The following is a 23342-nucleotide window of genomic DNA, read 5'->3' as shown; positions in this document are numbered from 1 at the left end:
CGGAGGCCTCGTGCCGACTGAAGAACGCATCGAACGCGACCTCACCATGACGATCCTCATGACGCCGGACATGGCGAACTTCGCCGGCAACGTGCACGGCGGCCTGATCCTGAAGTACCTGGATCAGGTCGCCTACACGTGCGCGAGCCGGTTCACACGCCAGTACATGGTCACGGCGTCGGTCGATCAGGTGCGCTTCCACAGTCCGGTGCACATCGGCGACCTGGTCACGCTGCTGGCGTCGGTCAACTACACCGGACGATCCTCGCTCGAGGTCGGCATCCGCGTGGAGACCGAGGACGTCACGACGGGGGTCCGGAGGCACACCAACAGCTGCTACTTCACGATGGTCGCGCTGGGCGATGACGGAAAGCCGTGCGCAGTGCGACAAGCTGCACCCCGAACCGACGAGGAACACCGCCGATGGTCCGACGCCCTCCGGCGCCGCGCAGCACGCGAGTCATGACGGTCCCCTAGGCTCGCAGGCATGGCCACAGTCATCCTGGTTCGGCACGGGCGTACGACCGCGAACGCCAGCGGCGTGCTGGCCGGCCGCATCGCCGGCATCACGCTCGACCCGACCGGCCTGGACCAGTCGGCCCGGGCAGGCGAGCGGCTGGCCGCGGTGCCGCTGGTCGGCATCGTCTCGAGTCCGCTGGAACGCTGCCGGCAGACGACGCAGGCGATCCTCGACCGTCAGGCCGGCTCCCCTGCCGCTCCGATCGAGGACGGCATCACCGAGTGCGACTACGGCGATTGGCAGGGCCGCGCACTCGGCGACCTGGCCAAGGAGGACCTGTGGTCGGTCGTGCAGACCCAACCCTCGGCCGCCGTGTTCCCCGGTGGGGAGTCGCTGGCCGCGATGCAGGCCAGGGCCGTCGCCGCGATCCGCCGGCTCGACGCGGCCTTCGAGGCCGAGCACGGTCCGGGCGCGGTGTGGGCCGCGGTCAGCCACGGCGACATCATCAAGTCGATCCTGGCCGACGCGCTCGGCATGCACCTCGACCTGTTCCAGCGCATCACCATCAACCCGGCGTCGGCGTCGATCGTCCGCTACACCGCGACCCGGCCCGATGTCGTGGCCATGAACACCGACGCGGGCGACCTCGGTTGGCTCGCCGCCGACCCCGGCGCTGGTGACGCAACAGTGGGCGGCGGAGCGGGCCCCGAGGGTCCACCTTCGGCGCGCTCCTAACATGGCTACATGCCACCCATCGTCCACGGATTCGACTGGCCCGATCGATTCGTGATCGGGACGGTCGGGCAACCCGGGTCGCGTACGTTCTACATGCAGGCGCGGACGGGGTCCCGGATCGTGAGCGTCTCCCTCGAGAAGGAACAGTCCGCCGCCCTCGCCGAACGCGTCGAGGAGGTCCTCGACGAGCTCATGGCGACGGACGGCAATCCGTACAGCGTCCCGGCGCTGACTCCTGAGGGGCTCGTCGACAACGATCCCCTGGAGCTGCCGATCGACGAGCAGTTCCGCGCCGGCGTGATGAGCCTCGGCTGGGACCCGACGACCGCCCAGATCGTCATCGAGGCGTTCCCGATCATCGAGGTCGATGTCGACGAGCTCGAGGACGTCGAGGTGATCGAGGTCGAGCCGGAGGAGGCGCTGCTCGTCCGGATCCCGGTCGGCACGGCTCGCGCCTTCGCCAAGCGCACCCGCGAGGTCGTCGGGGCCGGTCGCCCCATCTGCCCGCTGTGCCGTCTGCCGATGGACTCCGAGGACCACATCTGCGAGCTGCCCGACGGGTTCCGGTGACGTTCGCCGCCGGGGTCGTCGAGGGTGACCTCGAGCTGACCAGCCGGATCATGCCGGCGTCGAACGCGACGTTCCTCGGCCAGATCGGTGACGTCAAGGTCGTCTACAAGCCCATCGCCGGTGAACGGCCGCTGTGGGACTTCCCCGACGGCAACCTCGCCCACCGCGAGGTCGCGGCATACGCGGTCTCCGAGTCTTTCGGCTGGCACATCGCGCCGCCGACCTGGCTGCGCGATGGGCCGCTTGGCCCCGGGATGGTGCAGCTGTGGCGGGAGCCCGACCCGGCCCAGCAGGCCGTCACCCTGGTCCCTGCCGACGGCATGCCCGCCGAAGGCTGGTGCCACGTCTTCGACGGTCTTGACGATCGCGACCGGCCGGTGTCGCTGATCCACGAGGACTCCTCCGCGCTGCGCCAGATGGCGGTGTTCGACATCGTCGTCAACAACGCCGACCGCAAGGGCGGGCACGTCCTCGAGATGGCCGACGGCCACCGCCATGGCGTCGACCACGGGCTCACGTTCCACACCGAGCACAAGCTGCGTACGGTCCTGTGGGGATGGCTGGGCCGCGAGCTGCACCCCGAGGAGCTCGAGGGCGTCGAGCGCGTCCGCTCCGCCTTGTCCACCGACCTCGGCGACACGCTCGCCGCGCTCCTCACCGAGGCCGAGATCGCCGGACTGGCTGCCCGCTGCGACCTGCTGCTCGACGAGGCCAGGTTCCCGGCACCCCGCGGCGACATGCCGGCGATCCCCTGGCCGCCGTTCTGAGCTGAGGCCATTCCGCACCGGCCGTCAGCGTGCTAATCTTCCGGCATTACACAGGGAACCTGATGATTTTGCCCAGCGGGCACCACACCCGATCGGAGACACGTATGTCCATCCTGGCCCGACCCGTGATGGCTGCGTTCGCGGCCAGGACACTGCAACGCGTCGCCGGCCTGGCCGCGCGTTCCGGCAAGATCGGCACCTCCCCGTACGAGCGCCTCACCGAGTTCCCCGGCAACAGCCACGAGATCACGATCCCCACCTCGATCGCACCGGCTCGCGCTGTCGTCTACCTCCCCGACACCGATGGCCCCGCCCCGGCTGTCCACGTGAATTTCCACGGTGGCGGCTACGTCATACCGCTCATCGACCTGGACGATCCGTTGTGCCGTTTCCTCGCCGCGGAGGCGAATGTCGTCGTCATCAACGTCGACTACGTCGTCGCCCCGCAGCACCCCTTCCCCGCGCCGACCCGCCAGGCGTACGAAGTCGTGGAATGGGTCGCCGCCAACGGCGCCGCGCACGGCTGGGACGGCAGCCGGGTCACGGTCGGTGGTCAGAGCGCGGGAGGCGGGCTGGCGGCTGCCGTGGCGCGCCAGGCGCTCGAGCAGGACGGGCCCGCCATCGCACTGCAGGTGCTCCACTACCCGCCGCTCGACCTGGCGACCAGCGCCAAGGACAAGCGCGCCGCGATCCCCAAGCCGAAGCTGCGCCCGTGGATGGCAGAGGTCTTCGACGGCTCCTACGTGCCCGATCCTCAGGACCGCCTCGATCCGCTGGTCTCACCTGCCAACCTCACCGACACCGCCGACCTGCACGGCATCGCTCCGGCTGTGGTCATCACGGCGGCGCTCGACCTCCTGCGCGCGGAAGGCGTGCAGTACGCCGAACGGCTCCGCGCGGCGGGTGCGCTCGTCGAGCACCACGACGTGGCCGACGCCGATCATGGGTACGACGCCGAGGACGACGACAAGGCTCGTGAGGTCTACGCTCTGATCGCCCGGCACGTGCAGCAAGCCACCACCCTCACGGCTCCAGGGACGACCTGAGCGCGCACCTCCCCGTGGGAGTGCCTCCGATCAGTGAGAATGAGCGCATGGCCGGAAACCCCACGCTCCTCTATCTCGTGAAGCAGCTCGAGCTGTCCGTACGGGCTCGCCTCGACGAGCTGATGCGGCCCGTCGGCCTGACCGCGCTGCAGTACACCGCACTGACCGTGCTCGAGCGCCATGGCGACATCAGCTCGGCCCAGCTGGCCCGCAACTCCTTCGTGACCGCCCAGACCATGGCCGACATGGTCCTGATCCTCGAGGATCGCGGCCTGATAGAGCGACATCGCGACCCGAGCGACAAGCGACGCCTGCTCATCGCGCTGACCCCGGCGGGTCGGGCGATCCTCGCGGACCGCCGCCCGCACGTCGCGGCCATCGAGAAGCGGATGACCGGGGCCCTCAGCACCTCGGACGCAGCACTGCTGCGGCGCTTCCTGATGGACTGCCGCTCGAGTCTGGAGACCTAGGGCAGCGTGAGCGTCAGTGTCGGCGGCCGTCCGTCCGGCCCCGACACGACCCGCGACACGCAGATGCAGACCGCATCGTCGCGCTGCTTCTGCCGCCCGCTCAGGAACACGTCCCGGTGGTCGATGACCCCGTCGACCGCGCCGATGTCGACCCGGCAGAGCCCGCACTCGCCCTTGCGGCAGTCGTACATCAGGTCGGCACCCGCCGCGGTCAGCGCCTCGAGCATCGTGGAATCGGAGCCCACGGTCGTCTCGACGCCCAGCTGCGGCACCCGCACCACGAACTCCTCGGCATCGAACCAGCCGCTGCTGCCGAACGTCTCGAACCGCAGATTGGCCGGCGGCAGCTGCTCGTCCGCCCAGGCCCGGCGCACCCCGTCCATCAGCCGGATCGGCCCGCACACGTACATCTCCGTCCCGGGTCCGCGCGGATCGGCCGCGACGCCGGCAGCCAGCGCGGTGACGTCGAGCGAGGTGCCCTCGTCATCGACGTGCACCTCGAGGCGGTCGCCGTGCAGCTCGGCGAGCGACGCCAGATAGGCCATCTGCTCGCGACTGCGCCCGACGTACACGAGCGTGTAGTCGGCCTTGAGCTCACGCAGCACGCGCGCCATCGCGACCAGCGCGGTGATGCCGACGCCGCCGGCCACGAGCACGTACCGGATCGCACCGACGCGAAGCGGGAAGTTCTGCAGCGGCTGCGTCGTCATCAGCTCGTCGCCGACCTGAAGGCCGTGCATGAACACCGAGCCGCCACGCGACTCCGGCACGCGGAGCACGCTGATCGTCAGCCGTCGACCGCCCTCGTCGGACTCCACGACCGAGTACGACCGCAGGTCCTCACGCCCATCGAGCCGCACGCGGACGTCGAGATGCGTGCCGGGCCGCGCACGCCCGGCCGCGGCTCCGGGGCGTTCTATCGTGATGCGGCGAATGTCCCGCGCCACGGGGACGGACTCGACCACGCGGCCGAGCCGCCACTCGGCCCGGTTGTCGACGCTCATCGCGCCGGGGACGCAGCCGGGGCCTCGGCGCCCGTGCGCCCCTCCGCCTGCAGCATGCGATCGAGGATCCGGCGCACCCACATGCCGCCCGCGTCGATGTTGAGGCTGTAGAACGCGTGCTCGGGATTGGCGTCGATCGCCTCCTGCTGCGCCTTGAGCATGGCCTCGTCCTCGGCGAACACCCCGGCGACCCCGTTGCGCAGCTGCGTCGTGATGAGCTGGCTGTCGAGCCGGTAGTTGCGCATGAACGCCCAGAAGTAGTGCGAGCTGCGCTCGGTCCTCGGCGTGATCGTGTTCATGACGTAGCCGTTGACGCCCTGGCTGCGGTCACCCTCGGGCGCTCCGGTGCCGGCCTTCGCGACGCCGACGTCGATGCAGATCGTCGACGGCGCGTAGTAGTGGATGATCTGCCAGCGGTCGACATGCCCCTCGAAGTCGGGGAAGCGGTCGCGGATGTTCTTGAGCCAGAACGGCGGCGGCGCGACGTCGCGCATCCAGCGCGAGACCGTGACGCTGCCGTCGTCCTCGAGGCGGGTGTGGAACTCCGACTCGCTGAGCTCGGCCTGGCCGATGCTGGAGCCGTGCACGAACTCCTCGTGCGTCAGGTCCATCAGGTTGTCGAGGATCAGCTGGTAGTTGCACGGAGCCTCGATCGTGAGGCCGTCGCCGGCCCATTCGGGCGAGTCCATCTGGTGCATGTCCGGGATCAGGTCCGGGTCGGCGAGCGTCATGTCACCGGGCCAGACCCAGATGTAGCGGTAGCGCTCGACCGCCGGGTATGACGGCACCATCGCGCTGGGGTTGATCGTCTCCTGCGCCGGCATCGCGGTGCAGCGACCGGCAGAGTTGTAGCGCAGGCCGTGATAGGGGCACTGCACCTCGTCCGAGCCGACGAGCTTGCCCATCGACAGCGGCGCCAGGCGGTGCCAGCACGCATCCGCGAGGGCGACGGGGCGACCGTCGGCCGTGCGGTAGATCGCCATCGGGATGCCCGCGATCGTGCGCGCCAGCAGGCCCTTGTTGCTGACCTCGTGGTCCCACGCGACGGCGTACCACGCGTTGAGCGGGTGCGGGAAGATCTTGGCCGTGACGGCGTCCTGATCGACGAGCGACATGTCCGTTCCTGTCTGCGATTCGAGGTCGTGCGATGACCTCCTGAGCATCCGGCCCGCGACGGCCCTCCCGCGACCGCGTTTTCATTCACTGAAAGTTAGAGCGCTCCGAGCGCCCGGGAGATCTGCCGAGCCGCAGTGCGTACGACTGGGGCCAGCGCATGCGGACGCGCATCGGCCGCCAGCGTCACCAGGGACACCGCCGCCACGACCTCGCCCTGGGGTCCGTGGACGGGGGCGGCGACGGAGAGCGCGTCCTCGGTGACCATGCGGTCGCTCACGGCATAGCCGCGGTGCCGCACCTCGGCGAGCTCGCGCCGCAGTCGCTCGCCGTCGGTGATCGTGAACGACGTGTACGCCGGCAGCTGCCCGGTGATGACCGCTTCCTGGATGTCCGCCGGCGCGTACGCCAGCAGGGCCAGACCCACCCCGGTGGCGTGCAGCGAGAAGCGGCCGCCGACCCGGGTCAGCACCGGGACCGCGCCGCGCCCGGCGATGCGCTCGACGAACACGAGCTCGAGCCCTTCGCGCACGGCGAGCTGCACGTTCTGCCGCGTCACGACATACAGGTCCTCGAGGAACGGCAGGGCTCGCTCGCGCAGACCCAGGCCGCGCGGAGCGAGCGTGCCGACCTCCCAGAGCCGCAGTCCGATCCGGTAGCGGCTCGACTCCGTACGCTCGAGCGCTCCCCACTCGACGAGCTCGGCCGCTCGCCGGTGGAGCGTCGGCAGGGTCAGCCCGGTCCGGGCGGCGAGCTCGCTGAGCGTGAGCTCGGGCCGCTCAGGACTGAAGGCGTCGAGGATCGCGAGGACCTTCGACGTGACTGACGTCGCCGCCGCGGTCACAGGCCGCCTCGGAACTCATGGGGCAACGCCTTGCGGCCCCGCACCAGGAAGTCGCGCAGCATCATGCGCTCCGCCTCGGTGAAGTCCGCCAGCATCATCTCCTCGATCTCACGGACCAGGAGCGACAGCTCGACCACGAGCCGGCGGCCCTCGGTCGTCAGTGTCAGGCGATGATTGCGGCGATCGGCTGGGTCCTGTGAGCGGCTGACGAAGCCGAGCGACTCCAGCGACGTCACGACCGCCGCCATGCTCTGCGGCCGGACGAAGGACCGCCGGGCCAGGTCGGCCGCCGTCATGCCCGGGTGCCGCGCCAGGACGCTCATCGCGACGAACTTGGGCATCGTCAGCCCGAGCTCCGCCGCTGCGGCGTCGACCCGACCGCGTACGGCCAGCTCCACCTGCTTGAGCAGGTAGAGCAGCGACGTCTCGACCGGCTCCTCGGTCACGACCTCCGCGCTCATGCCGTCACCACTCGCTCGCTGCGCTCGCTCATGTGCGCATCGCAGCCAGCCGCCCGCGTACACCGTGCAGCACCGAGATCAGCCCACGTGGCATCCACAGCAGCGCCAGGATGAGCAGCACGGCATAGGCCGCGTACTGCAGGATCGGGCCGGCCGTCGCCGGCAGGCCCGGCTGGGTGCTGATGCGGTTGATCACCTCGATCACGACCGACATCGCGATGGCCCCGATGACGCCGCCCCACAGCGCGCCGAGCCCGCCGACCACGGCCATGATGACGTACTCGAACGAGCGCGAGGCAGGGAAGGACTCCGGGCTGATGAACGGCGTGAAGAACGCCGAGAGGGCGCCCGCCAGCCCCGCGAAGGCGGCCGAGATCGCGAACACCGTGAGCTTGGCCCTGAACACCGCGACGCCTGCGGAGGCGGCCGCGGTCTCGCTGCCGGCGAGCGCCTGGATGCCACGACCGAACCTGCTGTTGATCAGATTGCGGCTGATGAGCAGCACCAGGGCGAGGCACCCGAGCGCCAGGTACGCGTAGTCGCGCGGGTCCGTGATCTCGAACGAGCCGACGGCGAGCGGCGGGATGCCGGCGATGCCGAACGAGCCGCCGAGGAAGTCGAACGTGTTCATCGCCGCGACGACCATGAGCAACAGCGCCAGGGTTCCGAAGGCCAGGTAGTGGCCGCGGAGCCGCAGCAGCGGGATGCCCACCACGGCTGCAAACGCCGAGGCCAGCACCGGCGCCAGCACGAGCGCCAGCACCGGCGGCAGCGCCCACGTCGTCGTGCCGATCCCGACCGTGAGGGCGCCGACCGCGAAGAAGGCGCCCTGGCCGAGCGACGCCTGTCCGGCATAACCCATCAGCAGCGAGAGCCCGGTGACGACGATCGCCGCGAGCACCATCTGCATGAAGAACGTGACGTCGGACATCAGCATCGGCATCGCGAGTGCGACCACGGCGAGCACCGCGATCGTCGAACGGGTGATCAGGGTCGACGTACGGCGACCGGCCATCATCGTGCTCATTTCGCCTCCTCGGTGACGAACGTGCTGCTGCGGACGACCATGATCGCGAGCATCATCAGCAACGCGACCTCGGTCTGGTAGGACCCGTCGAGATAGCCCGCGACGAGCTGCCCGGTCACGCCGAGGACGATGCCGCCCAGGAGCGTACGGCCGGGACTCGTCAGCCCGCCGAAGACCGCGGCGGCGAACCCGCTCAACGCGAACGGCAGGTCGGACGAGAACGACAGCGCCACCGACGGCGAGATCAGCGCGCCGGCGAGACCGCCGAGGGCGCCTCCCACGGCGAAGGCCATGAATCCCATCCTCCGCACGTTGATGCCGACGAGCGCCGCGGCACGGGGGTTGGAGGCGCACGCCGTCAGCCCCTTGCCGACATACGTGCGACTGAAGAACAACGACAGGGCGAGGAAGGTCAGGAGCGTCGCGACCACGACCAACAGGCGCTGTCGCTGGACGTCGGCGCCGAGGATCGACACCGACCCCCTCAATCCGGGTGGTGAGACCGGGTCCTGACCCCACACCGTGATGAAGACCGCAGCGCAGAAGATCGACACACCCAGGGTCACGATCAGCGCGATCAGCGGGTCGGTGCCGGGCTTGCCGATCGCGACGAAGCCGACGACCAGGCCGATCAGGCCGCACGCCACCACGGTGACCAGCTGGGCCAACCCCTGGGGCAGGATGCCGTCGAGCAATGAGTAGGAGATGAACCCGCCGAACACCGCGAACGTGCCCTGCGCGAAGTTGACGACCCGGGTCACCCGGTGGATGACGACGAACCCGCTGCCGACCAGCGCGAAGGTGCACCCCAGGGCGATCCCCGAGACGAGATAGGTGATGAAGTCGCTCATGCCGTCACCTCCAAGAAGAACCCACGATATGGAGGCAACGGCATGATCCCTGCCTCATGATTCGCTCGCTGACGCTCGCTCACAGTTGTACGTCCTTCCCGACGTCGAGACCGCCGAAGTAGGCGGCTCGCACCGCGGGGCTGTCGGCCAGCTCCTCGGTCGTTCCCGAAACGGTGATCCGGCCGGCCTCCAGCACGTACGCGCGTGAGCACAGCTCAAGCGCGAGCCCGACCTCCTGCTCGATCAGGACCACGGTCGTCCCGTGCTCCTGGTTGATCGTGCGCAGGTGCTCGGCCAGGTCGGCCACGATGAGGGGGGCCAGGCCGAGCGACAGCTCATCGATCACGAGGATCTGCGGATCGGCCATCAGGGCACGTCCCACCGCAACCATCTGCTGCTGGCCGCCCGAGAGCGTGCCGGCCTTGCGGTTCGCGAAGTCGCGCAGCGCCGGCAGCAGGTCGAAGATCCGCGACGGGTCACGGTCGCCGGAGCGCCACGCGCCGAGCACCAGGTTGTCGACGACGCTCATGTCGGCGAACATCTGCCGGCCCTCGGGCACCTGCGCGACCCGACCGCCGGTGACGATCGAGCCGGACTCGATCGGCACCAGTCCGGAGATGGCATTGACCAGGGTCGACTTGCCTGCGCCGTTCGGGCCGATCAGTGCGACCATCTCGCCGGCGTCGGCGTGCAGGCTCACGCGGTCCAGGGCGGTCGCCGATCCGTAGCGGACGACGACGTCGTCAACGGTGAGCATGAGTGGCACCCGCTCCCAGGTAGGCGTCGATGACGCGTTGGTCGGCCCGGATCTCGTCCGGCTTGCCTTCGGCGATGACCTCGCCGAGATCCAGGACCGTGATCGAGTCGGCGAGCCGCATGACCAGGGCCACGTCGTGCTCCACGAGCAGGATCGTGGTCCCGATGTCCTTGAGCTGCTCCACGAGCACCGCGAAGTCCTCGCGCTCGTCGGCGCGCAGTCCTGAGGCGGGCTCGTCCAGCAGCAGCACGGTCGGCTCGGCCGCGAGCGAGCGGGCGACCTGCATGCGTCGCTGCTGCCCGAGCGGCAGGTCCGTCGCAAGCCGATCGGCCCACGCCGCCAGTCCGACCCGCTCCAGCGCCTCGCGCGCGGCGGCGGTGATCCGCCGCTCCTCGGCACGTTGCGCGGGCAGTCGCAGGGCCGCCGAGACGATGCCGGCACGGGTGCGGGCGTGCGCCCCCACCATGACGTTCTCGAGGACCGTCATGGCGGGGAACACACGCGCACCCTGGAACACGATCGACACCCCGCGTCGGGCCCGCTCGTGCGGCGCCAGCCGCTCGATGCGCTGGCCGTCGAGGCTGATCGATCCGGAATCGAGCCGGAGGTGGCCGCTGACCAGGTTGAACAGCGTCGACTTGCCGGCGCCGTTCGGGCCGATGATGCCCCGCAGCTCGCCACGCGCGACCTCGAGATCGACGTCCCGCGCGGCAACCACCCCCCCGAAGGACTTCGTGGCTGCGCGGACCTGCAGGAGCACGGTCATTTCGGCAGCTCGGTCTCGAACTGCTTGCGGCTGAACTCGGTCGCGGTGAACGCGCCGTCCTTGACCTCCACGATCGCCACGGCAGTCTTGTCGAGTCCGCTGTGATCGGTCTTGGAGTACTGGAACCGACCGGTCGGCGTCAGCACGTCGAGACCCTCGAGCGCATCACGAATGGCCTCGCGGTCGGACGACCCGGCCTTCTCGATCGCGGCCTTGGCCAGCTGGATGCCGGTCACGCCGTCGAACGCGAACTGCGGCGGGAAGACGCCCTTGTTGGCCGCCTGCCACGGGCCGGCGAACGCATCGATGAGGGACTTCAGGGGGCCCTCCGGAAGATCCTTGCCCGGCACGGCGATGCTGCTGGCCATGATCATGCCCTCGGCCGCTTCGCCAGCAGGCTCGGTGAACAGGTTCGAGGCATTCGCGCCGGTCCCGGTCATCGCGACGCCGGTGCCTTGCAGCTGCTTGGCGATGATCACCGGAGCCGGACCAGCGGCCCAGACGAGGAAGGCATCGGCCTTGGCGTTCTTGGCCTTCGTGATGAGCGGGGTGAAGTCCGTGGAGCCGGGATCCAGCGGCTCATCCATCAGGACGTCGATCCCGGCCGCCTTGGCCGCGGCCTTGGTCGCATCGTTGCCCGTCGGTCCGTAGACGTCCTTGCCGTTGTAGGCGATCGAGAGAGTCTTGACGCCCTGATCGACGAAGTAGTCGACGAGCTTCTCGGCGTACGCCTTCGGGCTCGCCGGGATCGTGAAGGCGTAAGGATTCTTTCCGTCGACGAAGGCGGTGACCGGGCCCAGCGCCAGGGTCGGCACCTTCCGGCTCATTGCAGTCGGTCCGATGGCCGTCGATGCGCTGACATTGGCCGACGACAGGATCAGGCTGATGTCCTTGTTGGCGGTCATCTTGCTGTACTCCGTGACCGATTGCGGAACATCGCTCTTGTCGTCGACGACGGTGAGCTTGATCTTCCGGCCGTCGATGCCTCCCGCCTTGTTGATGGCTGCGACCTCTTGCTCCGCGGCAGCCTTGTCGCCGATCCCCAGTGGGGCCAGCGGCCCGGTCAGCGGCGCAACCATCCCGATCATGATCGGTCCGCTGTCGTCGCTTCCGGAACCTCCCCCAGAACCGCAGGCGGCCAGCCCGAGCGCGGCGGCGACTCCCAGGGCCATCAGTCGTGTGGATCTCATCTGTACTCCTCGGTGAGAGGGGGCCCGCGCTGTCCGAGAAAGCGTCGACTCCCGCGTTTTCATTCAGGTTTCCTGATGGTCAGGCAACCTGACAGTGGAGTATGAGTCAGATCACATGGGCTGTCAAGACCCGGTGATCCCGACGGGAAACTCCCGCGAAAACAGGAGGTTGACAACTGCGATGCACGCGTCCACACTGATCCGAACCAACAGGTTCCCTGATGAATATCTTGAAAGGCAGTCACCAGATGCAGCTCAACGGCAAGGTCGCGATCGTCACCGGGAGTGGTCAAGGACTCGGTCGTACGTACGCCCTCGCGCTGGCTGCCGCCGGTGCCAAGGTCGTCGTCAACGACGTCGACGAGGCGCAGGCCAAGCAGGTCGCCGAGGAGATCGCCGACGCCGGCGGCTCCGCAGTCGCGGAGCCCGTCGCGGTCGGCACCAGCGAGGCCGCGCAGCAGCTCGTGGCCCGCGCGGTCGACGAGTTCGGCCGCCTCGACGTCATGGTGACGAATGCCGGCATCCTGCGCGACAAGGTCCTGTGGAACATGAGCGACGAGGACTTCGACGCCGTCATCCACGTCCACCTGCGCGGCACGTTCACCTGCGCCCGCGAGGCCATGAAGCACTTCCGTGAGGCCGGCGAGGGCGGACGACTCGTCCTTGCCGGATCACCGGCGGGCCAGCGCGGCAACTTCGGCCAGACCAACTACGCCGCTGCCAAGGCCGGCATCGCCGCCATGGCGCGCACCTGGGCCATGGAGTGCGCCAAGGCCGGCGTCACGGTCAACGCGATCGTCCCCAACGCCGCGACCGTCATGACCGAGACGATCCCGTTCCTCGCGCCGTATGTCGAGGCGATGAAGGCCGGCGAGCCGATCCCCTCGGTCGTACGCCGGGCAGCATCGTTCGGCCCGCCCGAGGACGTCGCCGGACTCGTCGTGTTCCTCGCGTCCGAGGCCTCCGGTCACATCACCGGCCAGTGCATCGGCATCGGTGGCGACCGCATCTCCCTGTGGTCGCACCCGACCGAGATCCGCAGCGCCTTCCTCGACGGCGGCTGGAGTGCCGACGCGATCGCGGAGGCGTTCGACTCGTCGATCGGCGAGTCGCTCGAGACGTACGGCATCCCGCTGCCCAAGATCCCGACGACGCAGCGCGAAGGAGCCTGAGCCCGTGACGACGCGCTACACGTGCGCGATCGACGTCGACTCGATCGTCGCCGTCGACGTGCACACCCACGCGGAGGTCGACGGCTGCGGGCACTACTCGCTGCCGGACGAGCTGCGCGCGGGGGCCGATGCGTACTTCGGCACCGACGGCGACGGCCCACCGACGCTCGACCAGCTGGCCGAGTTCTACCGCAGCCGGCTCATGGCCGCTGTGGTGTTCACGGTCGACGCCGAGTCGGCGCTGGGCCACCCGCGACTCAGCAACACCGAGGTCATCGAGGCCGCCGCGCGCAACGCCGACGTGCTGATCCCCTTCGCGAGCATCGACCCGGCACGAGGCAAGGCGGGTGCCCGTGAGGCCCGCCGGCTGATCGAGGAGGAGGGCGTCCGCGGGTTCAAGTTCCACCCGAGCGTCCAGGCGTTCTGGCCCGACGACCGCGCGGCCTACCCGATCTACGAGGTCATCGCCGAGCACGGCCTGCCCGCGTTGTTCCACAGCGGCCAGACCGGCATCGGCTCGGGGTTGCCCGGGGGCGGCGGGATCCGGCTGAAGTACTCCGACCCGATGCGGCTCGACGACGTCGCGGTCGACTTCCCCGAGCTGCCGATCATCATCGCCCACCCGTCCTTCCCCTGGCAGGACGAGGCGCTCGCCGTCGCGACCCACAAGCCCAACGTCCACATCGACCTGTCGGGCTGGTCGCCGAAGTACTTCCCGCCGCAGCTCGTGAAGTACGCCGGCAGCCTCCTCAAGCACAAGGTCATGTTCGGCTCGGACTTCCCGCTCATCTCGCCGGACCGCTGGCTCAAGGACTTCGCGGATCTGCCGCTCAAGGACGAGGTTCGCCCGCTGATTCTGAAGGACAATGCAGTCAGGGTCCTCGGCCTCGGGACGTCGTCATGACGACGGACCTGCGACCGACCGTGAGGAAGGCGGGCGCCGTGAGCACGACTGTCCACGACCACGGGATCGGGTCGTGGCCCATGCGCCGCGCCCGGATCAGCCCGCACCACACGGCGCTCGTCGGCCCCGACGAGGAGCTCGACTACGCCACGCTCGCCTCCCGCGTCGAGCACCTCGCGACCACGTTGCGCACGCTCGGCATCGGCCGCGGCGACCGCGTGGCATACCTGGGTCCCAATGCGATCTCGACCTTCGAGTGCCTGTTCGCCTCGGGTCGCCGCGGTGCGATCTTCGTCCCGCTCAACACTCGCCTCGCGGGCAGCGAGATCGCGTACATGCTCCGCGACAGCGGCGCCCGGCTGCTGGTCTACGGGCCCGAGTGCGCGGCGACCGTCGCCGAGGCGGACCCGGAGTCCCTCGGCGTGCAGCACGTGCTCTCGGTCGACGAGCTGCGCGCGCTCGTACGCTCGACGCCCGCCGAGCCCGACGACCCGGCCAACCACACGACCCGCGTCGAGCTCGACGACCCGGCCCTGATCCTCTACACGTCCGGCACGACCGGCCGTCCCAAGGGCGCGGTCCTCAGCCATGGCAACATCACCTGGAACACCGTCAACCAGCTGGCCCATGTCGACCTGGCCAGCACGGACGTCACGATCTGCGCCGCACCGCTGTTCCACGTCACGGGGCTCGGCCAGATCACGATGCCGACGTTCTTCAAGGGCGGCACGGTCGTCGTGGTCCCGAAGTTCGATCCCGGGCCGTTCCTCGAGCTGATCGAGCAGCGTCGGGCGACGGGCTTCGCGGCCGTGCCCACGATGCTGCAGATGATCTGCGACCACCCCGACTGGGAGCGGCGGGACGTCTCCTCGCTGCGCTACGTGGTGTTCGGCGGCTCCCCCGTGCTCGCCCGGGTCGCCCAGGAATGGCTGGCCCGTGGCGTCCAGGTGCAGCAGGGGTACGGCCTGACCGAGGCCGCCCCCGGCATCCTGATGGCGGTGCCCGAGGGCATCGCCGACCATCCGGTCTCGGCCGGCGTGCCGCACTTCTTCACCGACACCACGCTCGAGACGCCGTTGCGCGAGCGCATCGACGGCCCGGGGCAGGGCGAGCTCCTGGTCCGCGGACCCCACGTGTTCACCGGCTACTGGGATCGTCCCGGCGACACCGCCGAAGCCATGAGCGCCGACGGCTGGCTGCGTACGGGCGACGTCGTGCGCGTCGACGAGGACGGCTGGGCCCAGGTCGTCGACCGGGTCAAGGACATGATCATCTCCGGCGGCGAGAACATCTATCCCGCCGAGGTCGAGGCCGTGATCGCCGAGCTCCCCGGCATCGACCAGGTCGCCGTCGTGGCCAAGCCCGACGAGCGCTGGGGCGAGGTCGGCCACGCGTTCGTCGTCCTCGCCGAGGGCGCCACGCTCGACGAGGCCGCACTGCGCCGGCACCTCGAAGGGCGGCTGGCCCGCTACAAGATCCCGCAGACCTTCGACTTCGTCGACGACCTCCCCCGCACCGCCACCGGAAAGATCCTCCGCGCACCCCTGCGCGAACGAGCCCGTACCTCCCCACCGAAAGGCCACACATGAGCATCGAGATCGACCGACCCCAGGACCTGCTGACGATGATCGGCGCGGATCTGGGCACGAGCGAATGGCTTGCCATCCCGCAGTCGGACATCGACCTGTTCGCGATCGCGACCCACGACAACCAGTGGATCCACACGGACGTCGAGCGCGCCAAGACCGGCCCGTTCGGCGGCACGATCGCCCACGGCTACCTCACGCTCTCCCTGTTGATCCCGCTGTGGTCGTCGATGCTGGAGTTCCGGCAGATCGACATGGCGGTCAACTACGGCCTCAACAAGGTGCGTTTCCCCACCCCGGTCCCGGCCGGTTCGAAGGTCCGCCTCAGCGCGTCGCTCGCCGGCGCGGAGGACGTCGGGCGCGGCGGTATCCAGGCCACGATCGACGCCACGATGGAGCTCGACGGCTCCCCGAAGCCCGCCTGCATCGCGCAGATGGTGCACCGCTACTACCACTCCTGACACTCGTACGAACGAAGGAACGTGACCACGATGACCGCAACAGAGCACCTCGCAGAACCCACCCTCGCGCGCCCCGCGATCGCCGCACGCCAGCTCTTCATCGGCGGGCGGTGGGTCGAGGCCGTCGACGGTGGCCGCACCGAGATCGTCGACCCGTCGACGACCGAGGTGATCACCACGGTCGCCGAGGCCGGCGCAGCCGACATCGACGCCGCCGTCCAGGCCGCCCGCGCCGCAGCACCCGCATGGGCTGCCCTGCCGGCTCGCGAGCGCGCTCGCATCCTCAACCGGGTGTCGCTGCTGATGCGCGAGCGCGCGGACGAGCTCGTCGCGACGGAGAGCATCGACGTCGGCAAGCCGGTGTCGCTGTGCCGCCCGGTCGACGTGACGACGGCCGCCAACCAGTACGAGTACTACGCCGGGCTGGCCCAGGCCATCGAGGGCTCGACGCGGTCGACCGACTTCCCCGCTCTGGCCTACACGCTCCGTGAGCCGGTCGGCGTCGTCGCGGCGATCACGCCGTTCAACTTCCCGCTGATCCTCAGCAGCACGAAGCTCGCGCCCGCCCTCGCCGCCGGCAACACGGTCGTCCACAAGCCCGCCGACATCGCACCGCTGAGCGCCCTGCTGATGGGCGAGATCTTCGCCGAGGCCGGAGTGCCCGACGGCGTCGTCAACATCGTGTCCGGCCTCGGACCGGTCGCCGGCGACGCGCTCCTGAACCACTCGGGCATCGACAAGATCGCGTTCACCGGCTCCACCGCCGTCGGGCGTCACGCGGCGGCCGTCGCGGGTGAGGCGCTCGTCCCGATCACGCTCGAGCTCGGCGGCAACGCCGCGCAGATCATCTTCGAGGACGCTGATCTCGACAAGGCGATCGGCTCCGCGATCAAGGCGTTCGTGTTCAACACGGGACAGTTCTGCATGGCCGGCCCGCGCCTGCTCGTGCACTCCAGCCTGTACGAGACCGTGCTCGGCATCCTCTCCCAGGCGGTCCCCGGCGTCCCACTCGGCGACCCGTTCGACCCCGAGACGGTCATCGGCCCCATGGCCGCCGAGCAGCACCGCACGAAGGCAGAAGGGTTCATCGCCCAGGCGCGTGCCGAGGGTGGACGCATCGTCACCGGTGGCGGACGACCGGACCTGCCGGGCTACTTCGTCGAGCCCACCGTGATCGCGGACCTGCCCAACGACTCACGCGTCGTGCAGGACGAGGTCTTCGGTCCCCTGCTCACGGTGCAGCCGTTCGACACCGAGGAGGAGGCCATCGCGATGGCCAACAGCACGGCGTACGGGCTGGCGTCCGGGCTCGTGACCGAGAACGTGGCCCGCGCCCACCGCGTCGCCGCCCAGCTCGACGCCGGCATCGTCTGGGTCAACGACTGGGCGATGCTCGACCCGACGATGCCGTTCGGCGGCGTGAAGTCCTCGGGCCACGGCCGCGAGTACGGGCCTGAAGCGCTCGACGCCTACACCCGTACCAAGTCCGTCCTCGTCTCGCTGGCCTGAGCCGGCCCACCCAAGGAGCACACCATGACCACCACCACAGCAGCAGTCGTCGAGTCACCCGGCAGCGGCTTCACGCTCGGCGAGGTCGAGCTCGAGTCTCCCCGCGACGACGAGGTCCTCGTGCAGATGTCCGCCGCCGGCCTGTGCCACACCGATCTCGGCGTCGCCCATGGCGCGCTGCCGTTCCCGCTCCCCGGCGTCCTGGGGCACGAGGGTTCCGGCATCGTCGTGGATGTCGGGGCCGCGGTCACCTCGGTCCAGCCGGGTGACCAGGTGCTGCTGTCGTTCACGTCATGCGCCGAGTGCGGTGCCTGCCGCGACGGCCACCCGGCCTACTGCGACAGCTGGCTGACGGCCAACCTGATCGGCGGGCAGCGCAGCGACGGCACCTCACCCATCACGCGGGAGGGCAAGGCCATCGGCGGGCACTTCTTCGGCCAGTCGAGCTTCGCCCGCCATGCGATCGTCGACGAGCGCAGCATCGTCAAGGTCGACCGCGACGCCCCGCTCGACCTGCTCGCTCCGCTCGGCTGCGGGGTCATGACGGGCGTCGGGGCGATCTGGAACGTCCTCGAGCCGCGGCCCGGCTCGTCGATCCTCATCACCGGCGCCGGTGCGGTCGGGCTGTCGGCGCTCATGGCGGCCCGGCTCACGCCGGCGACGACGATCCTCGTCGCCGACCGCGCGCCCGCGCGGCTCGAGCTCGCGACCGAGCTCGGCGCGACGGACGTCATCGACACGACCCGGGTCGACCTCAACGAGGCGGTCGCCGACCTGACCGGTGGTCGCGGAGTCGACGGCGTCGTCGAGAGCACCGGCAACGTCGACGTCCTGAGGATGTCGGTCCTGGCACTGGCCGCACGTGGCACCGCCGTGGTCGTCGGCGCACCCGCCTTCGGCAGCGAGGTGCCGATCGACGTCAACTTCATGATCCCCGGACGCACCGTCACCGGCCTGACGCTCGGTGATGCCGAGACCCGGTCGCTGATCCCCACGCTCGTCGAGCTCGTCACGACCGGGCGGCTCCCGATCGGCAGGCTCATCACGCACTACGCCTTCGACGACATCACGCAGGCGGCCGCCGACATGGCGTCCGGCGTCACGATCAAGCCGGTGCTCCGCTTCTAGCCATGGCGTCACGCGGCTCGCCGTCGAGCGGCTGAGCGACCTCCCGGTCCATCCGATCGCCTGCGCGCCGGAGGATCTCGAGGTCGCTCAGCCGTTGCGCCTCGACCATGGCCTGCGCCCTGGCCGGGTGGCACATCAGCGCGCCGCGGCTTCCCACGCGAACCCGTCCGGGTCGGTGAACGACCCGGCGTCTCCGCCGATCACGAGCCGGTGCGAACCGGTCCCCTCCGGCGGGACGCCGGCGTTCTTGGCCAGGGCACGGCGGCCGTACAGGGCCAGCTTGATGGGGGCCGTGGCGAGCTCGACGTACTTGCCGCCGAAGCTCTTGCCCACAGGGAACCCGCGGTCGACGTAGAACTGCTTGGTCGCCTTGACGTCGTCGACGCCCAGCAGGAGGACGATCTCGTCGATGTCCCGCGTGCCCGGTCCCACGTTCTTCTTGGACGAGGATGCGAGCGTCCAGATCGCGCCGTCAGGGGCTTGCACGGCGCCGCCGTATCCCCAGAACGACTTGGCGGCCGGCTTCAGCTCGGTGGCACCGGCGTCGATCGCCGCATGCATCAGTGCATCGACGTTGGCCGGCTGGGACACCACCAGGGACATCGTGTATCCCCGGAAGCCCTCCGTCCGGGCTTCCGATGCGCTTACGCGCACCTGCGAGCCCAGTCCGAAGGCGGTGTCATAGAAGGTGGCGGCCGCCGTGGGGTCGGCCGATTCGAGGGTGATGCTGTCGATTGAGGTCATGACATTCACGCTAGGCGCGGGCCGACGACCGGCGCTTCTTGATTCCTGACCGTCTGACCCCGCGTCAACCGCCCGCGCCAGCGGGGATGTGGATCTTCACACCCGGCTCACCGACCTCGACGTCGAGGATCGCGTGGTGGGCGGTGTTGCCCAGGTTGGCCTGGTTGGCGACGAGGATGCGGGTGCCGACGAAGGTCGCGTTGGACGGCCCGTCGAACGGGATCGCGGATCCGTTGTCACCGGTCAGCGGCGTCTTGGGGAAGCGTTCGACCTCCTTGCCGAGCCCGTCGATCACCACGATCTGCCGGGTGAGGCCGACGTTGCCGATGTAGATCCGGCCCGACCGCGCGATGCCGAAGCCGTCCGGCAGCTCGGCCGGGAGGCTCTCCCAGACCTTGGCGAGCGCGCCGGGCCGGCCGTCGCTCGTGATGGGCAGCTTGTAGAGCTTGCCGTTCGCGACGCTCAGCTCTCCGAGACCCAGCGAGGTCTGCTGCATCACGTACAGCGCATCGCGTGCGGGAGCCAGCGCGATGCCGGTCGTGCCGAACTCCACACCGTCGAGGCGCCGGTCCGTGAACCACGGCCGGGGTGTCCCACCCCCGGGAGGGACCCGCCAGATGACCGCCTGCGCGTAGTCCGTGACGTACAGCTCGCCCCGGGGGCCCCACACCGAGTAGTTGGGGATGCCCTTGTGGTCCACCAGGTTGGGGCTGCAGTCGGCGCTCGCAGCGGCGGCCGAGCAGGTGGGCAGGTCGGGAAGGGTCGCGTACGTCGTGAACTTCCCGGTGCCGAGATCGAGCCGAAGGACGCGGGAGGTGGACTTCTCCAGCAGGACCAGGTTGCCCTTCGAGTCGCTGATGGACACCTGTATGCCGTGCGGCTGGTCCAGGTGCTGGCCGGGGACGGTCCACGTCCGGAGCAGCGCGCCGGTGGCGGACCACTCGAACACCTTCGAGGGGATGCTGTCGCCCGCCAGGTTCGTGTAGGTCCCGGCGTAGACCCGGCCGTTCGGGTGGGCATAGACGTTGGCCGGATAGCCGGGGCTGCCGACCGGGGCGAAGACCCGGGTGTCCCACCGCGGTCGCGGCGTCTCGGCCGAGACCTGCGGCGCGGTGGTCGCCAGTGCGACCAGCGCGACGGCGAAGGCGATCAGCAGGCGATGCCTGAGCAGCGTGGTCACGACAGGTCCAGCACTTCGCTCGCAGCCCGCTTGCCGGCCCTCACGGCGCCGTCCATGAAGCCGGCCCAGTACGTCGAGGTCTCGGTGCCGGCCCAGTGCACGCGCTGGAACGGCGTACGAATCGTGTCGCCGAACGCCGTCAGCGCGCCGGGCACCTGCACGGCCACGGGGCCGCCGGTCGTCCAGGGCTCGTGGGTCCAGTCGTGCTCGGTGTACTCGATCGGGTTCAGGGCCTCGGGCCCGAACAGCTTCGCGAACCCCTCGAGGACCGCCTTGCGCCGCTCGGCGAGCGACACGTTGCCGTACGTGTTCCAGTTGGAGCCGCCGACGAATGCCAGCAGCACGCCCACCGAGGCATCAGCCGGGCTGTTGTCGAAGCAGACCCGGACCGCGCCGGTGTCGGAGAGGCCGAAGCCGGACAGGCCCTTGTCGCGCCAGAACGGCTTCGCGTAGACCGCGTCGCACTTCATCAGGGCGCCCATCGGCATGCGCTGGAGCAGCTGCTGCCGGCGCGGCGGGAGCTGCGGAGACCAGTCGATGCCCAGGACCATCGGCGGCGGGCACGCGACGATGACCCGCTTGGCGCGCACGGTCCCGCGGTCACTGGTGACGGTCACGTGGTCCGCGCTCTGCTGGATCTTGCGCACCGCGGCGTTGAGCGCGACGGCGTTGCCGAGCTCGGCCGCGAGCCGCAGCGGGACGATCTGGCTGCCGAGCACGAAGCGGGAGTCCTGGGCGCCGTTCGCGGTGTCCGAGGAGCGGGCGAACGTGCCGACGTTGGTCTCGTTGCCCGCGCCGGCGATGTACCAGAGGAAGAACAGCATCGACACGTCCAGACCGTCAGATCCGAACGTCGGCTGCAGGTAGCTGAGGAACAACGTCCGAACCTGTGGCAGCACGGAGTTCTGCCGGAGCCAGGTGTCGAGCGACGTGCTGTCGAGCTTCTGCGCGTCGGCGCGCGTCCACGGGGCATCGATCGGTGTCTCGGCGGCCATCTTGTCGATGCGCGCCTGGAGCAGGGCGGCGTCGGCCAGGATGAGCGGATCCGGCGGCACCGTGCCGGTGAACTGCTGCGGCGGCTGCCCGTTCGCGACGTAGACGTTCTTGCCCGCGACATACTCCTTGAACGTCTCGGCGCCGACCTCCTTGGCGAGCCCGAGGATGTGGTCCTGGGTCGGACCGACGAATGCTCCGCCGGCCTCGATGACCGCGCCGCCGGACAGCGTGTGGTTGAGGATGCGCCCGCCGACGCGGTCGCGCGCCTCGAGGACCAGCACGGACTTGCCGGCCGTACGCAGCGCGCGGGCCGCGACGAGTCCGGAGAGCCCTCCGCCGACGACCACGACATCGACGGACGCCGGCAGCGATCCATGCGTGGTCGCGGCCTCACCGGCCGATGCCAGCTTGATTCCTGACGCGGCCATCACACCGCCGATCGTCAGGCCGCGCAGGACCGTGCGCCGGCTGGGCGCAGCGGCAGCGGTGGGGGTGGTGATGTCGTCACTCATGCGATGGACCTGCCTGACTTCTGAGGAGGGGTGGGAGTGAGTCGGTCAGCTCGTTGCTTCCAACAGCTCGGTGTGCGTGAACTCGAGGGCCGCGGCCAGGTCGAACGCGCCATGATCGCTGCCGAGGCCGCCGGCCACGAGGGCGGCCGTGGCGCAGCCGAGGGTCGCCGCTTCGGCATGGTTCCTGCCCAGGGACAGGCCTCTCAGGAAGCCGGCCGAGAAGGCGTCACCGCAGCCGGTCGTGTCGACGACCTCGACGGCGAACGCCGGGATCCTGGTCTCCGACGTCGCTTCGACGACGATCACGCCGGCCGCACCGGCCGTCGCGGCGATGCAGCCGGCACCGAGCTCGAGCAGCCGGCGACAGCCGTCGACCAGGTCCGAGGTGTCGGTGAAGCCGAGGACCTGCGCTTCGTTGGGCAGCACGTAGTCGAGGTGGGGCAGCGCCGGCGCGATCCAGTCGAGCAGGCCGGGCTCGCCAGGGGCCAGGAAGTCCGCCGACGTGACGACGCCGTGCTCGCGCGCGAACGAGAGGATCTTCGCCGCGGCCTCGCCGCCCATGAACTCCGGGCCGCCGAGGTGCAGGTGCGTGGCCGACGCGATCGCGTCCCAGGGAGCGTCATCAGGACCGTACGTGCCATTCGCCCCGACGACGTGGAAGGCGGGACGGGAACCGTCCGGGCGGATCGGCAGGACGCTGGACGAGGTCTGCTCACCGTCGCGGCGCACGAGCATCGAGGTGTCCACCCCATCGCGCTGCAGCAGCGTCACCAGGAGGTCGCCGATGGGGTCGGCACCGATCGCGCCCGCGCTGTGCACTGTTGCGCCGAGCTTGGCGAGGGTGAGCGCCGTGCCGCCGGCCGAGCCCGCGGCGGTCATCTTGATCTGCTCGACCAGCTGCCCACCCTGGCCTTGGGGGATCTCCTCGACGGGGCGCACGAGGACGTCCAGGACGTGCACACCCATCGCGATCACGGTCATGTCGTTGGCGGTCATGCTGAGTCCCTCTCATCGGTGGCTGGTCGGCTGCTGCCGTATCCGTTCATGACGGCGGCGATGACGTCGGCCTGGGCGGAGGCGTCTAGGACG

General features: G+C 69.8%; 25 protein-coding genes. 12 read left to right on the top strand and 13 right to left on the bottom strand.

The annotated features are described in order from the left end of the window. The first annotated feature begins 10 nt into the window (after positions 1-10). The 6 genes from V6M46_RS16595 to V6M46_RS16570 all read left to right on the top strand — a co-directional run bounded on the left by V6M46_RS16595 (position 11) and on the right by V6M46_RS16570 (position 4048). A complete protein-coding gene (locus V6M46_RS16595; protein WP_332667107.1) occupies positions 11-466 on the top strand; it encodes an acyl-CoA thioesterase in 456 nt (151 codons plus the stop codon). Positions 467-487: 21 nt separating this feature from the next. Further along, positions 488-1195: an MSMEG_4193 family putative phosphomutase gene (locus tag V6M46_RS16590; RefSeq protein WP_332667105.1), complete on the top strand. Its 708-nt coding sequence runs from the start codon at positions 488-490 to the stop codon at positions 1193-1195. Positions 1196-1204: 9 nt separating this feature from the next. Further along, on the top strand, positions 1205-1765 hold the full coding sequence (locus V6M46_RS16585; protein ID WP_332667104.1) for a DUF3090 domain-containing protein: 561 nt from the start codon (positions 1205-1207) through the stop codon (positions 1763-1765). Next, positions 1762-2532 (top strand): SCO1664 family protein, encoded by a 771-nt coding sequence (locus V6M46_RS16580; RefSeq protein WP_332667102.1) that lies wholly within the window; start codon positions 1762-1764, stop codon positions 2530-2532. Before V6M46_RS16585 ends, V6M46_RS16580 begins: the two co-directional genes overlap by 4 nt. A 104-nt stretch (positions 2533-2636) precedes the next feature. Beyond that, the gene (locus V6M46_RS16575; RefSeq protein WP_332667101.1) at positions 2637-3578 is read left to right on the top strand and encodes an alpha/beta hydrolase fold domain-containing protein; all 942 of its coding nucleotides are present in this window, start codon (positions 2637-2639) and stop codon (positions 3576-3578) included. A 47-nt stretch (positions 3579-3625) separates the two neighbouring features. Next, a complete protein-coding gene (locus tag V6M46_RS16570) occupies positions 3626-4048 on the top strand; it encodes a MarR family winged helix-turn-helix transcriptional regulator (protein WP_332667099.1) in 423 nt (140 codons plus the stop codon). On the opposite strand, the gene V6M46_RS16565 is transcribed toward V6M46_RS16570, so the two are convergent. The 9 genes from V6M46_RS16565 to V6M46_RS16525 form a co-directional block, all read right to left on the bottom strand. Beyond that, the gene (locus V6M46_RS16565; RefSeq protein WP_332667097.1) at positions 4045-5052 is read right to left on the bottom strand and encodes a PDR/VanB family oxidoreductase; all 1008 of its coding nucleotides are present in this window, start codon (positions 5050-5052) and stop codon (positions 4045-4047) included. The genes V6M46_RS16570 and V6M46_RS16565 overlap by 4 nt on opposite strands. Beyond that, positions 5049-6167, bottom strand: coding sequence for an aromatic ring-hydroxylating dioxygenase subunit alpha (locus V6M46_RS16560; RefSeq protein WP_332667095.1), 1119 nt, complete (start codon positions 6165-6167; stop codon positions 5049-5051). The genes V6M46_RS16565 and V6M46_RS16560 overlap by 4 nt, the downstream gene beginning before the upstream one ends. 95 nt (positions 6168-6262) lie before the next feature. Further along, a complete protein-coding gene (locus V6M46_RS16555; protein WP_332667093.1) occupies positions 6263-7009 on the bottom strand; it encodes an IclR family transcriptional regulator in 747 nt (248 codons plus the stop codon). After that, entirely contained in the window at positions 7006-7470 is a 465-nt protein-coding gene (locus tag V6M46_RS16550) for a MarR family winged helix-turn-helix transcriptional regulator (RefSeq protein ID WP_332667091.1), read from the bottom strand. Before V6M46_RS16550 ends, V6M46_RS16555 begins: the two co-directional genes overlap by 4 nt. Positions 7471-7498: 28 nt before the next feature. Continuing rightward, positions 7499-8497 carry a branched-chain amino acid ABC transporter permease gene (locus V6M46_RS16545; RefSeq protein WP_332667090.1) on the bottom strand — a complete coding sequence of 333 codons (999 nt, stop codon included), beginning with the start codon at positions 8495-8497 and terminating at the stop codon, positions 7499-7501. Beyond that, positions 8494-9348: a branched-chain amino acid ABC transporter permease gene (locus V6M46_RS16540; RefSeq protein ID WP_332667088.1), complete on the bottom strand. Its 855-nt coding sequence runs from the start codon at positions 9346-9348 to the stop codon at positions 8494-8496. Before V6M46_RS16540 ends, V6M46_RS16545 begins: the two co-directional genes overlap by 4 nt. A 79-nt stretch (positions 9349-9427) precedes the next feature. Next, on the bottom strand, positions 9428-10105 hold the full coding sequence (locus V6M46_RS16535) for an ABC transporter ATP-binding protein (protein WP_332667085.1): 678 nt from the start codon (positions 10103-10105) through the stop codon (positions 9428-9430). Beyond that, positions 10092-10871: an ABC transporter ATP-binding protein gene (locus tag V6M46_RS16530; protein ID WP_332667083.1), complete on the bottom strand. Its 780-nt coding sequence runs from the start codon at positions 10869-10871 to the stop codon at positions 10092-10094. Before V6M46_RS16530 ends, V6M46_RS16535 begins: the two co-directional genes overlap by 14 nt. Next, positions 10868-12061 carry an ABC transporter substrate-binding protein gene (locus V6M46_RS16525; protein WP_332667082.1) on the bottom strand — a complete coding sequence of 398 codons (1194 nt, stop codon included), beginning with the start codon at positions 12059-12061 and terminating at the stop codon, positions 10868-10870. The genes V6M46_RS16530 and V6M46_RS16525 overlap by 4 nt, the downstream gene beginning before the upstream one ends. 221 nt (positions 12062-12282) lie before the next feature. On the opposite strand from V6M46_RS16525, the gene V6M46_RS16520 reads away from it, so the two are divergent. Genes V6M46_RS16520 through V6M46_RS16495 form a run of 6 tightly spaced genes read left to right on the top strand, consistent with a single transcriptional unit; the run spans position 12283 to position 18821 of the window. Continuing rightward, entirely contained in the window at positions 12283-13233 is a 951-nt protein-coding gene (locus V6M46_RS16520; RefSeq protein WP_332667080.1) for an SDR family oxidoreductase, read from the top strand. A gap of 4 nt (positions 13234-13237) precedes the next feature. Then, positions 13238-14137: an amidohydrolase family protein gene (locus tag V6M46_RS16515; protein ID WP_332667079.1), complete on the top strand. Its 900-nt coding sequence runs from the start codon at positions 13238-13240 to the stop codon at positions 14135-14137. Between the two features lie 38 nt (positions 14138-14175). After that, positions 14176-15726: an acyl-CoA synthetase gene (locus V6M46_RS16510; protein WP_332667077.1), complete on the top strand. Its 1551-nt coding sequence runs from the start codon at positions 14176-14178 to the stop codon at positions 15724-15726. Then, the gene (locus V6M46_RS16505) at positions 15723-16184 is read left to right on the top strand and encodes a MaoC family dehydratase (RefSeq protein WP_332667075.1); all 462 of its coding nucleotides are present in this window, start codon (positions 15723-15725) and stop codon (positions 16182-16184) included. Before V6M46_RS16510 ends, V6M46_RS16505 begins: the two co-directional genes overlap by 4 nt. Positions 16185-16214: 30 nt before the next feature. Beyond that, positions 16215-17693, top strand: a complete 1479-nt coding sequence (locus tag V6M46_RS16500; protein WP_332667073.1) for an aldehyde dehydrogenase family protein — start codon at positions 16215-16217, stop codon at positions 17691-17693. Between the two features lie 24 nt (positions 17694-17717). Next, positions 17718-18821, top strand: coding sequence for an NAD(P)-dependent alcohol dehydrogenase (locus V6M46_RS16495; RefSeq protein WP_332667072.1), 1104 nt, complete (start codon positions 17718-17720; stop codon positions 18819-18821). Positions 18822-18956: 135 nt separating this feature from the next. Here V6M46_RS16495 and V6M46_RS16490 read toward each other — a convergent pair whose 3' ends face one another. The 4 genes from V6M46_RS16490 to V6M46_RS16475 form a co-directional block, all read right to left on the bottom strand. Next, complete coding sequence (locus V6M46_RS16490; protein WP_332667070.1) at positions 18957-19565, bottom strand: glyoxalase; 609 nt, start codon at positions 19563-19565, stop codon at positions 18957-18959. 64 nt (positions 19566-19629) lie between these two features. Beyond that, positions 19630-20745: an SMP-30/gluconolactonase/LRE family protein gene (locus V6M46_RS16485; protein ID WP_332667069.1), complete on the bottom strand. Its 1116-nt coding sequence runs from the start codon at positions 20743-20745 to the stop codon at positions 19630-19632. Beyond that, a complete protein-coding gene (locus V6M46_RS16480; protein ID WP_332667068.1) occupies positions 20742-22253 on the bottom strand; it encodes a flavin monoamine oxidase family protein in 1512 nt (503 codons plus the stop codon). Before V6M46_RS16480 ends, V6M46_RS16485 begins: the two co-directional genes overlap by 4 nt. 45 nt (positions 22254-22298) lie before the next feature. Then, on the bottom strand, positions 22299-23249 hold the full coding sequence (locus V6M46_RS16475) for a carbohydrate kinase family protein (RefSeq protein WP_332667066.1): 951 nt from the start codon (positions 23247-23249) through the stop codon (positions 22299-22301). Positions 23250-23342: the final 93 nt, after the last annotated feature.

It is taken from the genome of Aeromicrobium sp. (genome assembly GCF_036676885.1).
In the GTDB taxonomy this organism is placed as follows: domain Bacteria; phylum Actinomycetota; class Actinomycetes; order Propionibacteriales; family Nocardioidaceae; genus Aeromicrobium.
This window is presented reverse-complemented; position numbering and strand designations above follow the sequence as displayed.